The sequence below is a fragment of the Brucella anthropi ATCC 49188 genome, from assembly GCF_000017405.1.
Taxonomy (GTDB): Bacteria; Pseudomonadota; Alphaproteobacteria; order Rhizobiales; family Rhizobiaceae; genus Brucella; species Brucella anthropi.
The window spans coordinates 1,171,270-1,186,126 of sequence record NC_009667.1 but is presented as its reverse complement, the minus strand read 5'-3'; the positions used below and the strand labels follow the sequence as shown (position 1 = coordinate 1,186,126).

Sequence of the window (14,857 nt, the reverse complement as noted above, 5' to 3'; positions counted from 1 at the left end):
CTGTCACATCGGACAAAATTCCGGAAAGTCACGTGCCTATACACGCTCTAACGGCATTTGACCAGCGGGAGTCTTATCTTTTTTTCGTATCATGCATTTATTGCACGCAAACCACATAGGGACCTGACCGTGCGGCGCGTCCGGCGACGATCCGGGCAATGCGCTGCATGTTGCGCGTCGGCTTGGCGGGGTTGCGCAAGGCCGGGTTTGGCAGCGTGACGGCAAGTAGCGCGGATTGCTGTGCATTGAGTTTTGCTGCCGGGCGCTTGAAATGATGCTGGGCTGCGGCCTCGATTCCGTAAATGCCCGGTCCCCACTCGGCGATATTGAGATAGATTTCCATAATGCGCTTTTTGGACAGAATACCGTCGGCAGCCAGCGCCAGCGGAAATTCGAGCCCCTTGCGGACATAGGAGCGCCCATTCCACAGGAAGAGGTTCTTCACGGTCTGCATCGTGATCGTGGAAGCGCCGCGGCTCGGACCACCCTCGCCCGTATCGTCCAGAACCAGCCCCAGCTGATGCCAGTCCACCCCGCCATGGCTGCAGAACTGGCCGTCCTCGGCCATCATTACCGAATTGACAAGAACCGGCGCGATATCGTCGATACTGACCCATCTCCGGTCCACGCCCTGAAACAGAACATAGTCCTTGACCATCAGGGTCGAGATCGGGCGGACAAAGGGTACGGAATAGACGAAAAGCAGGAAAATCGGCAGCACGGCCAGAATCACCAGAATCTTGAGCGCGAGAGCAATCCGGGCACCCCAAACAGGATCCGCCAGATAATTGCGTCCATCTTTGCTCTTGATGATGATTTTTGCCACTGCCACCGCCTGCTACCTTCCCCCAAGCGACATAAACCATTCCTTAATAAGTTTGAACCGGATTCCATAATCCAACCGGGGAAACAAGTCGAAACACGCCGTTTCGTGACGTTCAAATGAAAAAGCCTGTGCTGATCGTTGTGGCCAGTTGACCAAATCAGCGCTTTCGTCCATCCCCTTTGACATGGAAAAGCTGTCGACCGATTTCACCGCCATTCTCAACCATCGTGCCATGGAAGTAGAAATGGCACTGACGGGCCTTCTGGACCAGCGCCTCAAGACGGGAGAAATCGCCCGCCCGGAACGGCTGCTCGCCGCCATGCGGCATGGTGTCCTGAACGGTGGCAAGCGCCTCCGGCCTTTTCTCGTTGTCGAAAGTGCCGCTTTGTTCGGCAAAGGTAGCGACGCCGTTCTGCGTGTTGCAGCCGCGCTCGAATGCATTCACTGCTATTCGCTTGTCCATGACGATCTGCCAGCCATGGATGACGATGACCTGCGGCGCGGCCAGCCGACCGTGCACAAGGCATTTGATGAAGCTGCCGCCATTCTGGCCGGTGACGGCCTTCTGACCTATGCTTTCGATATCATCTCGTCGGATGAAACCGATCTCGATGCAGCAATTCGCCTGCAACTGGTTTCAGCGCTCGCCCGTGCATCCGGTCTCGGTGGCATGGTGGGCGGACAGGCTCTCGATCTGATGGCCGAAACCAGCAAGCCTGACGAAGCCGGCATCATCACGTTGCAGGCAATGAAGACTGGCGCATTGATCCGCTTCGCCTGCGAGGCCGGAGCCATCATCGCCAATGCATCCAGCGAAGACCGCGAGCGCATGGCCGAATTCGGCTCCGCTATTGGCCTTGCCTTCCAGCTGGCGGACGATCTTCTGGACGTGACCGCCGACGCCGAGGCGATGGGCAAGGCCACTGGTAAAGATGCCGCCGCCGGAAAGGCCACGCTGGTTTCACTCCACGGCATCGACTGGACCCGCAAGCAACTGTCCGGACTGGTTGCCCAGGCGGAAAGCTTGCTGGCACCTTTTGGCAAGGATGCGGATATCCTGAAGCAGGCCGCCCGCTTCATCGCCGAACGGCAGAGCTAAAGCATGTCTCCCGCAAGCGGGAACCGATTTTTCTCAAGAAAATGTGTAAAAACAACGACTTAAATATCGTCTTCACGTACCTTGACGATAACCACATCGTCAGCGGAAAGCATGCGCCCGTCCTGAGAACGCACATCAAGCGCGGCCACGTCCTCGCCTGAAACGCTGTCGACAAGACGCGAATGAGTTTCACCCGGCGCAAAGAGATGCTTTTCTCCCCATTGCCTGAGCGACACGATGACAGGCAGCAGATCGCGCCCTTTTGCCGTCAGGCGATACTCCTGATGCGCGCCACCATTAGGGTCTGGCACGGATTCCATGATTCCCTCTCCCGTCAGCTTGCGCAGACGTTCCGAGAGAATATTGCGGGCGATTCCGAGATTCTTCTGAAAGGCGCTGAAACGTGTCACGCCGTCGAAGGCTTCACGGACGATCAGCAGCGACCACCAGTCGCCGATCACATCAAGCGCGCGCGCACTCGGGCAATAATCGCCTTTCATGCTTTTCTTTCGAACCATGTTAACTCCACAGATTGCAATCTGGTTGCAATATAAAACCTTTTTCGCTACAAGCAAAATGGTTTCATTTTAAAACCGTTTTGCAGGAGTCCGTCATGCAACCTTCAACCGGCGCGGCAGCAACGCTGTCCGCGAACCCTGATGCACGCCCTTTGCTTTCCTCGACTACCCTTTTTCTGTTTGCGGCTGCAAGCGGACTGGCGGTAGCCAATGTCTACTTTGCTCACCCGCTGCTCGATGTGATGGCCGATGACCTTGGCCTCAAACGCTCAACAGCAGGTCTCATCGTCGCCGCCAGCCAGCTCGGTTATGCAATCGGCTTGATCTTTCTCGTCCCGCTTGGCGACCTCTTCAACCGGCGCAAACTCATCATCACGCATTTCCTTCTGTCGGTCCTGTCCCTGATCGCAATCGGCTTTGCGGCCAATGCCACCGTGCTTCTGGTCGCCATGGCCACTATGGGCCTGCTCGCCGTCGTCACACAGGCACTTGTCGCCTATGCGGCCAGCCTCGCAGCACCGGCGCGACGCGGCCATGTGGTTGGCATCGTAACCAGCGGCATCGTGCTCGGCATATTGCTGGCGCGCGCGATAGCCGGCGCGCTCACCGACATTGGCGGCTGGCGCAGCGTCTACTTCGTTTCCGCTATTCTCACGCTTTTGATCGCGCTCCTGCTGTGGCGCAGCCTGCCCGACCAAAAGCGGCAGCCGACCAGCGTTAGCTATCCGGCACTCATTCTGTCGCTTGTGACGCTGTTTCGCTCCGAGCCGGTACTACGCATTCGCGCCATCATCGCCATGCTGATCTTCGCCAATATTACCACTTTGCTCGCGCCACTGGTCATGCCGCTCAGTGCACCACCCTTCGAACTGAGCCATGCAGAGATCGGTCTGTTCGGACTGGCAGGTGCTGCAGGAGCGCTTGCCGCGTCGCGTGCTGGCGGTGTTGCCGACCGGGGTTATGCCCAGCGAATGACAGGCATCGCTTTGCTGCTGATGTTCATGTCATGGGGTCTGATAGCCCTGCTGGGACATTCGCTACTCTGGCTGATCGCAGGTGTGCTGATTATCGACTTCGGCCTTCAGGCTGTCCACGTCACCAATCAGGCGATGATCTACCGTGTACGCCCAGACGCGCAGAACAGGCTCACCGCCGCCTATATGGTTTTCTATTCCATCGGCAGCGCAAGCGGTTCGGCGGTTTCAACCTGGGTCTATGCTTATGCAGGCTGGAATGGCGTTTGCCTGCTTGGCGCAGGCATCAGCCTTGTCACGCTCATCTTCTGGGCAGCAACATTAAAGGCTACACCAGAGACCGCTACGCGCGCGGTCACCTGTACCGCTTAGTTCTGGCCAGCAGCGATTTTCTGATCGAGTCCGAAGCGGTTCTCGATGTAATCGGCAACCATTTTCTGGAAGTCCTCGGCAATAGCAGGACCGCGCAACGTCGTGACTTTCTTGCCATCGACAAAGACCGGTGCGGACGGCGTTTCGCCCGTGCCGGGAAGCGAGATGCCGATATCAGCGTGCTTCGATTCGCCCGGCCCGTTGACAATGCAGCCCATCACGGCAACCGACAGCGCTTCTACGCCGGGATATTTCTCGCGCCAGACCGGCATGTTGCGGCGGATATCGTCCTGAATGGTCTGGGCCAGTTCCTGAAACACGGTCGATGTCGTACGACCGCAACCGGGGCACGCCGCAACAATCGGAATAAATTGCCGGAAGCCCATGGTCTGCAGAAGCTCCTGCGAAACCTGCACTTCGCGGGTGCGGTCGCCGCCGGGTTCAGGGGTAAGCGAAATGCGGATTGTGTCGCCAATGCCCTGCTGCAGCAGAATACCCATAGCCGCCGACGAAGCGACAATGCCCTTGGTGCCCATGCCTGCTTCGGTGAGGCCGAGATGCAGCGCATGATTGGAACGCTGCGCCAGCATCGTATAGACGGCGATCAGGTCCTGCACCTGACTGACCTTGGCCGACAGAATGATCTTGTCGCGGCCAAGACCGATCTCTTCGGCAAGATTGGCGGAAATCAGAGCCGACTGCACAATGGCCTCGCGCATGACTTCCTGTGCGCTCAATGGCGCGCCAGCGTCCTGATTGCGATCCATCAGCGTGGTCAGGAGTTCCTGATCGAGTGATCCCCAGTTCACACCAATACGCACCGGCTTGTCGTAACGGATCGCCATTTCGACGATATCAGCGAACTGCTTGTCCTTCTTGTCCTTGAAGCCGACATTGCCCGGATTGATACGATATTTTGCAAGCGCTTCCGCACAGGCCGGATGATCGGCCAGCAGTTTGTGACCGATATAATGGAAATCGCCGACCAGCGGTACATCATGCCCCAGACGCTCCAGCCGTTCGCGGATTTTAGGCACGGCAGCAGCCGATTCATCGCGATCCACCGTGATGCGCACGATTTCCGAACCGGCACGGTGAAGTGCAGCCACCTGCGCGACCGTAGAGTCCACATCCGCTGTGTCCGTGTTGGTCATTGACTGCACGACGACGGGCGCACTGCCGCCGACGATAACGCCACCGACACTGACGCCAACCGACTGGCGACGAGGAAATGGATGCGAAAAATAGCTGACGGCCTCGGAAGACATTTTGCTCTGTTCTTAACTGTACCTGTTCTCAGGTGGCGCAGCGCGACGCGAATGTCAACGCCCGCGTATATTGAGGCCCGCATATATCTGGGTCTGCGTATATCCGGCTCTCGCTTTATATAATCGCTTGCCGTTGCCTTGTCGCCCTCTCATTATGTCGCCGGGAACAAGGAGGAAATCACGCATGAATGCTGCATCTGCCTGCAAGACCGCAATCGTCACCGGATCGAATTCCGGGATCGGCCTCGGTATAGCCCATGCGCTGGCGGCGGCAGGACACAACGTCGTGATCAACTCTTTCACCGACCGTGAGGAGGATCATACCCTCGCACGCAAGCTCGGCGAGGAACATGGCGTCAGCGTGGTCTATATTGCGGCCGACATGTCGAAGGCCGACCAATGCCGCGCACTGATCGCAGAAACGGTAAAGCAGTTCAGCAGTGTGGACATTCTCGTCAACAACGCCGGTATCCAGCATGTGTCTCCCGTCGAGGAGTTTCCGGCCGAACAATGGGACCGCATCATCGCGATAAACCTGACATCGGCCTTTCACACCTCGGCTGCCTCGATCCCGCATATGCGCAAGACTGGCTGGGGCCGCATTATCAATATCGCTTCAGCCCACGGCCTCGTGGCATCGCCGTTCAAGTCGGCTTATGTTGCCGCCAAGCATGGCATTGTCGGTTTTACCAAAACACTGGCGCTGGAACTTGCAACCGCAAAGATCACGGCCAATTCCATCTGTCCCGGCTATGTGCTGACGCCGCTTGTCGAAGCGCAGATACCGGACCAGATGAAGGCCTACCACATGGACCGCGAAACCGTGATCCGCGAAGTGATGCTAGATAAGCAGCCGACGAAGGAATTCGTCACCACCGCACAGATCGGCGCCCTTGCCGCTTTCCTCGCAAGCGATGCGGCAGCGCAGATCAATGGCGCTGCCATTCCTGTCGATGGCGGCTGGACAGCAGAATAGCGCATCCAGAAAAGTGGAAACCGGTTTTCGGATAAGATGCGCGGCATAAGAAAGCTTAATGCTTATGATCCGCGTATCGGGCCAGACTTGAAAAGGCCAGCACGACCAGCAGCAAGACCGGAAGCGCCAGAAACACCACGCCAAAGCCGCTATGCTTGGCAACAAAACCGATCAGCGACGGTGCCACCAGCATACCCGAATAGCCGAGCGTCGTTGCGATGGACAGGCCGACACTCGGATTGACGCCCGGCATGTTACCAGCCATCGAGAAGCCGATCGGCACCATGTTGGAAATACCGATCCCGCAGATCGCGAAGCCGATAATCGCCGTTGCTGAGCTGTTTCCGAAACCGACGATCAGCATGCCGATGATTGCAATGATCGTGCAGGCACGAAGGGTTTTGACTGCACCGAACCGGTCGCGGACCAGATCGCCTGCAAAACGCATGATAGCCATTGAACCCGAGAAGGCTGCGAAGCCGAAGCCTGCCACCGTGACGGAGGCGCCCAGATCCTGGCGCATATGATAGGCGCCCCAATCGAGAATCGCCCCTTCCGGCACCATGGAAAACAGCGCCATGACACCGACAAGCCATGGCAGAGGATTGCGCGGCAAGGTCAGCTTCTGCTTTTCGCCGCTTGGATGATGATGCTCCGTGTCCGGGATGATCGAAGGCCATGCGATAGCAATCAGGATTGCGGCGACAATCGTTGTCACCAGCGCATGAACGGTCGATCCGAATTGCGCGATAAGAAAGCCGCCTGTCGCAGCACCGATAAGGCCGCCGAGGCTCCAGAATGCATGGCAGGACGACATGATTGCCCGGCGCATTTTTTTCTCGACCGCGACCGCATTGGCGTTCATCGACACATCCATCGCAGCCATGGTCCCGCCGAAATAGAACATCACGATCACAGCCGTGACCACATTCGGCACCAGTGCGATGATGAGCAGCGCCGGGATAAAGGCGAGTGCAAAAATGCGCACCACCATGCCCGAACCGCGATGTGCTGAAAGCGCACCTGCGACCGGCATCATGGCCAGAGAACCAAGGCCGAAGACGAGGATCATCAACCCCATGCCTGCACTATCAAGTCCGAGGCGTTCGGCAAATTCCGGAATTTTCGGGGCCCAGCCGCCGAAAATATAGCCGTTCATCAGAAAGAGTAGCGCAACGGCAATCCGCTCTCTGGTTACAATCGGCGCACGCGCAGGCGCCGCATCTTCGCGTCCGGAAACCTGTTCCATCTGTCCCTCAGTTGCGGTCCGCTGCCGCACGTAAAATCTTCATATCCGATGTCGCATAGGGCGCAAGCGCTGCTTCATCCGCATCATACTCGACAGCCATGACACCGACATCGTCCAGGGGAACAACATCATGGGCGGCAACCGTACCGAGCTTGTCGCTCGTAATGGCCAATGCCACCACCCGGCTGCGTCCGGCTATCACTCGCTTGAATTCCGCATCGTCCAGATGCAGCGCCGTTACGCCGATTTCGGCGGCAATACCGCACGCGCCCAAAACACAAAGATCAGGCCGCAGCAGTTCCGCATCACGCAACGCGCGCGCGCCGACGGCGGCACTCACCCGCCGGTCGATGGGACCACCAATCATGATCAGCTCAATTTCCGGCGAGCCCATAAGAATTGCAGCGATAGACGGCGTATTGGTGACGACGGTGATGGCTTCACCGCGTTCGACCAAAAGCCGCGCCAGAGCCGTATTCACCGAAGATGCATCGAGAAACACCGTCATGCCGGGTTCGACCAGTTCCGCAAGGACCGCAGCCAGGGCGGCTTTCGCTTGTGGTCGCTCGGAATCCCGTTCTGCGAGCGGAGAAGGCTCGGGCACGGCACGCAACGCGCCGCCATAGACACGCTTGCAGAGCCCCGCCGCCGCCATCTCGCGCAGATCGCGCCGGATCGTATCCTCGGACACGCCGAAACTTTCAGCCAGTTCAGCAGCCAGTACACGACCAGACTGCTGTAGCAGTTCCTGAATGCGCGCCTGTCTTTCGTGAAGCAGAAGCTCTGTCACCACCACCCTCCTTATCATGCACAATCATGCATAAATCGGCACAAACATGCATATCAGATTTTGGGAACCCTGCAAGCGCAAAAAAAGCCGTACCTTTTGACAGGCACGGCATTAACGTTTCTGATGCTTTTAACGACTCGAAAGCGACAGTTACGGTCTCTGATGGGCCGCTACGCTTCCCCCTCATCCTGAGCTTGTCGAAAGACGAGGGTAGGCGTTGTGCATTTCCCTCGCCCTTCGAGACGCCGTTTTCAACGGCTCCTCAGGATGAGGGAAAAGGAGACCTGGAACGCGATCCGAAGATCGATCCACTTTGACAGAAGCCCATAACTGTTACGAGTAGACGACGAGCAAATCCTTGGCATCGATCTGTTCGCCGGGACGTACCAGCACTTCCGTGATAGTGCCATCGCGTTCGGCATGGATGGCGGTTTCCATCTTCATCGCCTCTATGGAAAGCAGCACATCACCCTGCGTAACCGCCTGGCCGGTCGCCACGGCAACCGTTGATACGACACCCGGCATCGGTGCACCAACCTGCCTGTCGTTCCCGGCTTCCACCTTGCGACGCACACCGCCAGAAGCGCCTTTGGCCCGGTTCGGCACCTTGATGCGGCGCGGCTGACCATTCAGCTCGAAGAACACCGTCACCATGCCCTTCTCATCGGTTTCGCTCATTGCCTGATTGACGATCACCAGCGTCTTGCCGCGCTCCAGATCGACGAAGACTTCTTCTTCCGGCTTCAGGCCGTAGAAATAGACCGGCGTTGGCAGAACACTTGTCGGACCATAGGTTTCCTGCGCGGATGCATAATCGGTGAAGACCTTCGGATACATCAGTGCCGACGCGAATTCCTGATCGGAAATCTTGCGATCGACTGTCTCCTCGAACCCTTCACGCTCGGCGTTCAGATCGGCAGGTTCCAGCAGGGCACCGGGACGCACGGTAAACGGCTCTTCGCCCTTCAGAATCTTTTTCTGAAGCGCCTTCGGCCATCCCGATGGCGGCTGGCCAAGATCGCCGCGCATCATCGACACCACGGAATCCGGGAAAGCAATGTCCTTTGCCGGATTTTCGACGTCGGCAACCGTCAGGTCCTGACTGACCATCATCAGTGCCATGTCGCCCACAACCTTGGAGGATGGCGTGACCTTGACGATATCGCCGAACATGCGGTTCACATCAGCATAGGCCTGCGCCACCTCATGCCAGCGGGTTTCAAGTCCCAGCGAACGGGCCTGCTCTTTCAGGTTGGTGAACTGACCACCCGGCATTTCATGCAGATAAACTTCTGAAGCTGGTCCCTTGAGGTCGCTTTCGAAGGCGGCATACTGGTTGCGTACGGCTTCCCAATAGAAAGAGATGCGGCGGATCGAATCCGGATCAAGGCCCGGATCGCGCTCGGAACCGTGCAGTGCCTCGACAATGGAACCGAGGCAAGGCTGCGATGTGTTGCCGGAGAGAGCGTCCATCGCCGCATCGACCACATCCACGCCCGCATCGATCGCGGCAAGTACGGTCGCCGCCGAAATGCCCGACGTATCATGCGTATGGAAATGGATCGGCAGATCGGTTTCCTCGCGTAGCGCCTTGAACAGGGCGCGGGCCGCGGCAGGCTTCAAAAGCCCCGCCATATCCTTCACCGCAATGATATGCGCGCCAGCTTTTTCAACTTCCTTCGCCAGATTGACGTAATATTTGAGGTCATACTTGGCGCGTTCCGGATTGAGAATATCACCTGTGTAACAGATCGCTGCTTCGCAGAGCTTGTTTTCCTCCAGCACCGCATCCATCGATACGCGCATGTTTTCGACCCAGTTCAGACTGTCGAAAACGCGGAACAGATCGATGCCGCCGCGTGCTGCCTCGCGCACGAAATATTTTACGACATTATCGGGATAAGATTTGTAGCCGACGCCGTTTGCACCGCGCAAAAGCATCTGCAAAAGAAGGTTCGGCGCCGCTTCACGCACCAGCGCCAGACGCTCCCACGGGTCTTCGGTGAGGAAGCGCATCGAAACGTCGAATGTCGCACCGCCCCAGCATTCCAGCGAAAACAGATTCGGCAGTGCCTGCGCATAGGAATTGGCGATGCGGGCAATGTCGTATGTGCGCATGCGCGTCGCCAGAAGCGATTGATGGCCGTCGCGCATGGTCGTATCGGTAATCAGCGCACGCTTTTCGTTGCGCACCCATTCCGCGAACTTCTTCGGCCCAAGCTGGTCCAGACGCTGCTTGGTGCCATCAGCGACCGGCTTATCGCCGAACCACGGCACGCGCGGCTTGGCGGCATCCTTAGCCGGCTTTGCGCGCCCCTTGGTTTCTGGATGGCCATTGACCGTCACGTCGGCGATATAGGTTAGAAGCTTGGTGGCACGATCCTGCCGCTTGACCTGCTCGAACAGTTCCGGCGTCGTGTCGATGAAGCGCGTCGTGTAGTCGTTTGCCTGAAACTTCGGATGATTGATGATCGCTTCCAGGAAGGTAAGATTCGTCGCCACGCCACGGATGCGGAATTCGCGCAAGGCGCGATCCATCCGGCGAATGGCTTCCAGAGGCGTTGCGCCTGAAGCAGTCACCTTGACCAGCAGCGGATCGTAGTAGCGGGTGATGAACGCACCCGAATAGGCCGTACCGCCATCCAGACGAATGCCGAAGCCCGACGCCGAGCGATAGGCCTGAATGCGTCCATAATCAGGAATGAAGTTCTGTTCCGGATCTTCCGTGGTGATACGGCACTGGAGCGCATGGCCATTAAGGCGAATATCCTCCTGACGCGGCACACCCGATTCCGGCGTGCCTATGGCAAAGCCTTCGAGAATATGAATCTGCGCCTTGACGATATCGATACCGGTCACCTGTTCGGTCACCGTGTGCTCGACCTGAATGCGCGGGTTGACCTCGATGAAATAGAACTTGCCGCTATCGGCATCCATCAGGAACTCGACAGTACCCGCGCCGATATAATCGGTCGCATGGGCAATCTTCAGACCATAGCCTGCCAGTTCCTGACGCTGCGCGTCATCGAGATAGGGCGCCGGTGCGCGCTCCACGACCTTCTGGTTGCGGCGCTGGATCGAGCAGTCACGCTCGAAAAGATGAACCGCATTGCCATGGGTATCGCCCAGTATCTGCACTTCGACATGGCGCGCGCGTTCAATCAGCTTTTCGAGATAAACCTCATCCTTGCCGAATGCGGCCTTGGCCTCGCGCTTGGCTTCCGTCACTTCACGGGCAAGATCAGCCTCGGCGCGGATAGCACGCATGCCGCGACCGCCACCGCCCCAGCTTGCCTTCAGCATCAGCGGATAGCCGATTTCTGCCGCAAGTTTCTTCACTTCCTCAATATCGTCGGGAAGCGGGTCGGTGGCTGGAACCACCGGCACGCCGATTTCAATGGCGAGATTGCGTGCCGCAACCTTGTTGCCGAGGCGGCGCATGGTCTCCGGCTTCGGGCCGATGAAGATGATGCCATTTTCAGCGCAGGCTTCAGCAAATTCCGGGCTTTCGGACAAAAGGCCATAGCCGGGGTGGATCGCATCGGCGCCCGAAACCTTGGCGACGCGGATAATCTCATCGATAGAAAGATAGCTTTCAATCGGACCAAGATCTCGATCCAGATGCGGACCGCGACCGACCTGATAACTTTCATCAGCTTTGAAGCGATGCAGGGAAAGTTTGTCTTCCTCAGCCCATATGGCCACCGTTTTGAGCCCCAGCTCATTGGCGGCGCGGAATACGCGGATTGCGATTTCAGATCGGTTGGCGACCAGAATTTTCCGGATAGGCTTTTGGGCGAAAGACAAGGCAGATCTCCCTAACTGCAATGACAAAGGCGCCATTGCTTAACCTGCAATAGACACAAGCGCAAACAAACTGTGCAACAGGGAGATAAAAACAAAATGCCCGACTAAATGCCGGGCAGATTGATGAATTTTGTAGCACTTTATGCTAATATATCAGGCACAAGAGTGGTTCCTATTATGAAGCAATCATCAGAACCGTTCTAAGCATCTGTGTTCTCGCATTATCCAACGCAAAACCGCTTCGCACTTTTGCTGGAAATGCTCCATTACTTCTGGAAGTAATTATACTTGCCGTCTTCACCCTTGCGCCATTCGAACATGACGTAAGGCGAAAGGCTCGGATCGCCCTTGGCGTCGAACGAGATGTCGCCAAGCACGGTCTTGAATGGACCCTTTTCCTTCATCGCGGTTGCAACTTCCTGCGGATCGTTGCTTGCGGCAGCATTGGCGGCATTGACCAGCGACTGCACACCGGCATAGGCATAGAAGGTATAGGCTTCGGGCTCAAAACCCTTGTCGCGGAATGCCTTGATCAGTTCCGCATTCGACTTGTCGTCGCGCGGATCGGGACCGAAAGTGTTCATGACACCACCAACAGCATCACCGGCAATCGAGGCAAGTTCGTTGGACACGATGCCATCGCCCGAAATGAACTGTGCCTTGAGGCCCTGATCATCCATCTGACGGATGAGCAGTCCCGCTTCCGGATGCATGCCGCCCCAGTAAACAGCAGTAATGCCAGCAGCCTTCATCTTGGAGATGAGCGCGGAGAAGTCCTTGTCGCCCTGGTTTACACCTTCGTAGAGCGTTTCCTTCATGCCGTTGTCGTTGAGCGACTTCTTGGTTTCGTCGGCAAGGCCCTGACCGTAAGGGGTCTTGTCGTGAAGGATTGCGACTTTGCCGTCCTTGTAATTGTCGGCGATATATTTGCCGGCAACGATGCCCTGCTGGTCATCGCGACGGCAGGTGCGGAACGTGTTCCAAAGTTCGCGCTCGGTGAAGGTCGGGTTGGTGGTGCCGGGCGCGATCATCAGCACGCCGTTTTCAGCATAGATGTCCGACGTCGGAATGCTGACGCCGGAATTGAAGTGACCGATAACGAACTGAACACCATCACCCACGAACTTGTTTGCAACGGAAATGCCCTGCTTCGGATCGGCAGCGTCGTCGCCATAGACGATGGTGATCTGCTCGCCGTTCATGCCGCCCTTGGCATTGGCTTCTGCGACAGCCGCTTCGACACCGCGCTTGATCTGCTCGCCGAAAGCTGCCTGGCTGCCGGTCAACGGTGCGCCGACGCCGAGCTGGATGTCGGCAGAAGACACGCCACCCATCGCAACCAGTGCCGAAAGGCAGACGCCGCAGAATAAGGATTTCTTCATTTCAGTTGCTCCCACTAAGCGCATCCCGAAAGGTATGAAACGATTTTCGAGACACACGTCAAAATAGTCATTCAGAGCGGCAGTCTGACAGGATCAGATGACCGCCATTTTTTGCAGGCATGAACAGCAACACCAGAGGCGTTGCATAAACCTGATATTCGAATGGGAGACTGCATCAGCGCCAGAAACGCAATTCGGGCTTGAAACTGCCCGCGCTGAAACTGCTCCTCCCACCAGAACGCGAGACTGGATATAGAGATTCGCCCTATATTCAGCCGTCAAGCTAGATACAATCACGTTCAATACCGAAGTAAAGTAATGATTTAGTCTATATCTTGCTTTTTCCGCATGACTTTATGCGGACCGACGCCATCGAAACGAAAATGCCCGGCTTGAAGCCGGGCATTTCCATTCATCGGGAAAGAATGTAAGCGAAACTTACTGCTGAATGTAAGTATATTTCCCGTCAGCGCCCTTTTCCCACTTGTACATGACATAGCCTGGAAGCTTCGGATCGCCCTTTTCGTCATAGGACAGGTCGCCAAGCACGGTCTTGAACGGACCCTTTTCCTTAAGCGCCTTGGCAACTTCCTGCGGGTCGTTGCTTCCGGCAGCCTTCGCAGCCCCAGCCAGAGACTGAACGGCAGCGTAAGAGTAAAGCGTGTAGGCTTCCGGTTCGAAGCCAGCATCGCGGAACTTCTTCACCAAATCGGCATTGTTCGGGTTATTGCGCGGGTCTGGGCCAAACGTATTCAGCGTACCGGCAACCGCATCGCCTGCGATGGAGGCCAGCTCGTTGGAAACGATACCGTCGCCAGAGATAAACTGGACCTTCAGCCCCTGATCGGCAAGCTGACGGATAATCAGACCGGCTTCAGCGTGCAGACCACCCCAATAAAGGACCGTAACGCCCTGCTGTTTCAGTTTGGCGATCAGAGCCGAGAAATCCTTCTCGCCAACATTCACGCCTTCATAGACGGCTTCCTTGACGCCAAGCTCGTTGAGCTTCTTCTTGGTTTCATCGGCAAGGCCCTGACCATAAGGGGTCTTGTCGTGAATGACGGCAATTTTCCCGTCTTTGAAATTGTCGAAAATATACTGACCGGCCACGATGCCCTGCTGATCGTCGCGACCGCAGGTACGGAACGTGTTCCAGAGCTGGCGCTCTGTATAGACCGGGTTGGTCGCAGCAGGCGAGATTTCGAGAATGCCGTTTTCGGCATAAACGTCCGAAGCCGGGATCGAAACGCCCGAATTGAAGTGACCGATAACGTATTTCACGCCATCAGCTGCGAACTTGTTGGCAACCGAGATACCCTGCTTCGGATCCGATACGTCATCGCCGAGAGTGATCGCGATTTTTTCGCCGTTGATGCCGCCCGCATCGTTGATTTCCTTGATGGCCGCTTCCGCGCCCTTCTGGATCTGCGCACCGTAAACGGCATTTGGGCCCGTCAGTGGCGCACCAATACCGACAAGAACATCAGCCCAAGCCGAGCCCCCGAAAGCCATAACTGCTGCAAGAGCAACGCCTGAGAAAAGTGATTTCTTCATTGTTGGAACTCCCATCATTGTATTTACCCCGAAACGATGTTT

Annotated in this window: 11 protein-coding genes; 3 read left to right on the top strand and 8 right to left on the bottom strand. The window is 56.9% G+C overall.

Annotation, left to right across the window (positions count from 1 at the left end; translation table 11 throughout):
* Positions 1-97: 97 nt before the first annotated feature.
* Positions 98-826, bottom strand: coding sequence for a monofunctional biosynthetic peptidoglycan transglycosylase (mtgA, locus tag OANT_RS05825; protein ID WP_029376280.1), 729 nt, complete (start codon positions 824-826; stop codon positions 98-100).
* 184 nt (positions 827-1,010) lie between these two features.
* Between mtgA and OANT_RS05820 the strand changes: the two genes are divergently transcribed.
* Positions 1,011-1,925: a polyprenyl synthetase family protein gene (locus tag OANT_RS05820; RefSeq protein WP_012091277.1), complete on the top strand. Its 915-nt coding sequence runs from the start codon at positions 1,011-1,013 to the stop codon at positions 1,923-1,925.
* Between the two features lie 59 nt (positions 1,926-1,984).
* Here OANT_RS05820 and OANT_RS05815 read toward each other — a convergent pair whose 3' ends face one another.
* Entirely contained in the window at positions 1,985-2,443 is a 459-nt protein-coding gene (locus OANT_RS05815) for a winged helix-turn-helix transcriptional regulator (protein ID WP_012091276.1), read from the bottom strand.
* A 95-nt stretch (positions 2,444-2,538) separates the two neighbouring features.
* Here OANT_RS05815 and OANT_RS05810 point away from each other — a divergent pair, with 95 nt between their 5' ends.
* Positions 2,539-3,789, top strand: coding sequence for an MFS transporter (locus OANT_RS05810; RefSeq protein WP_012091275.1), 1,251 nt, complete (start codon positions 2,539-2,541; stop codon positions 3,787-3,789).
* Here the strand turns inward: OANT_RS05810 and ispG are convergent.
* The gene (gene ispG / locus OANT_RS05805; protein WP_010661447.1) at positions 3,786-5,057 is read right to left on the bottom strand and encodes a flavodoxin-dependent (E)-4-hydroxy-3-methylbut-2-enyl-diphosphate synthase; all 1,272 of its coding nucleotides are present in this window, start codon (positions 5,055-5,057) and stop codon (positions 3,786-3,788) included. The two genes, OANT_RS05810 and ispG, sit on opposite strands and share 4 nt — an antisense overlap.
* A 184-nt stretch (positions 5,058-5,241) precedes the next feature.
* On the opposite strand from ispG, the gene OANT_RS05800 reads away from it, so the two are divergent.
* Positions 5,242-6,033, top strand: a complete 792-nt coding sequence (locus tag OANT_RS05800; RefSeq protein ID WP_012091274.1) for a 3-hydroxybutyrate dehydrogenase — start codon at positions 5,242-5,244, stop codon at positions 6,031-6,033.
* Between the two features lie 55 nt (positions 6,034-6,088).
* Here OANT_RS05800 and OANT_RS05795 read toward each other — a convergent pair whose 3' ends face one another.
* The 5 genes from OANT_RS05795 to OANT_RS05775 all read right to left on the bottom strand — a co-directional run bounded on the left by OANT_RS05795 (position 6,089) and on the right by OANT_RS05775 (position 14,815).
* The gene (locus OANT_RS05795; RefSeq protein WP_012091273.1) at positions 6,089-7,282 is read right to left on the bottom strand and encodes an MFS transporter; all 1,194 of its coding nucleotides are present in this window, start codon (positions 7,280-7,282) and stop codon (positions 6,089-6,091) included.
* Positions 7,283-7,289: 7 nt separating this feature from the next.
* The gene (locus tag OANT_RS05790) at positions 7,290-8,075 is read right to left on the bottom strand and encodes a DeoR/GlpR family DNA-binding transcription regulator (RefSeq protein ID WP_040129085.1); all 786 of its coding nucleotides are present in this window, start codon (positions 8,073-8,075) and stop codon (positions 7,290-7,292) included.
* Between the two features lie 330 nt (positions 8,076-8,405).
* Complete coding sequence (pyc, locus tag OANT_RS05785; RefSeq protein ID WP_040129084.1) at positions 8,406-11,879, bottom strand: pyruvate carboxylase; 3,474 nt, start codon at positions 11,877-11,879, stop codon at positions 8,406-8,408.
* Positions 11,880-12,145: 266 nt separating this feature from the next.
* Positions 12,146-13,261, bottom strand: a complete 1,116-nt coding sequence (locus OANT_RS05780) for a branched-chain amino acid ABC transporter substrate-binding protein (RefSeq protein ID WP_012091270.1) — start codon at positions 13,259-13,261, stop codon at positions 12,146-12,148.
* Between the two features lie 438 nt (positions 13,262-13,699).
* Positions 13,700-14,815, bottom strand: a complete 1,116-nt coding sequence (locus OANT_RS05775) for a branched-chain amino acid ABC transporter substrate-binding protein (protein ID WP_010661453.1) — start codon at positions 14,813-14,815, stop codon at positions 13,700-13,702.
* Positions 14,816-14,857 lie beyond the last annotated feature (42 nt).

Coding starts and splice junctions, on each gene's coding strand:
- OANT_RS05780 (WP_012091270.1), bottom strand. CDS start 13,261: ATGAAGAAATCCTTATTCTGCGGCGTCTGCCTTTCGGCACTGGTTGCG.
- OANT_RS05795 (WP_012091273.1), bottom strand. CDS start 7,282: ATGGAACAGGTTTCCGGACGCGAAGATGCGGCGCCTGCGCGTGCGCCG.
- OANT_RS05815 (WP_012091276.1), bottom strand. CDS start 2,443: ATGGTTCGAAAGAAAAGCATGAAAGGCGATTATTGCCCGAGTGCGCGC.
- ispG (WP_010661447.1), bottom strand. CDS start 5,057: ATGTCTTCCGAGGCCGTCAGCTATTTTTCGCATCCATTTCCTCGTCGC.
- OANT_RS05820 (WP_012091277.1), top strand. CDS start 1,011: ATGGAAAAGCTGTCGACCGATTTCACCGCCATTCTCAACCATCGTGCC.
- OANT_RS05810 (WP_012091275.1), top strand. CDS start 2,539: ATGCAACCTTCAACCGGCGCGGCAGCAACGCTGTCCGCGAACCCTGAT.
- OANT_RS05800 (WP_012091274.1), top strand. CDS start 5,242: ATGAATGCTGCATCTGCCTGCAAGACCGCAATCGTCACCGGATCGAAT.
- OANT_RS05775 (WP_010661453.1), bottom strand. CDS start 14,815: ATGAAGAAATCACTTTTCTCAGGCGTTGCTCTTGCAGCAGTTATGGCT.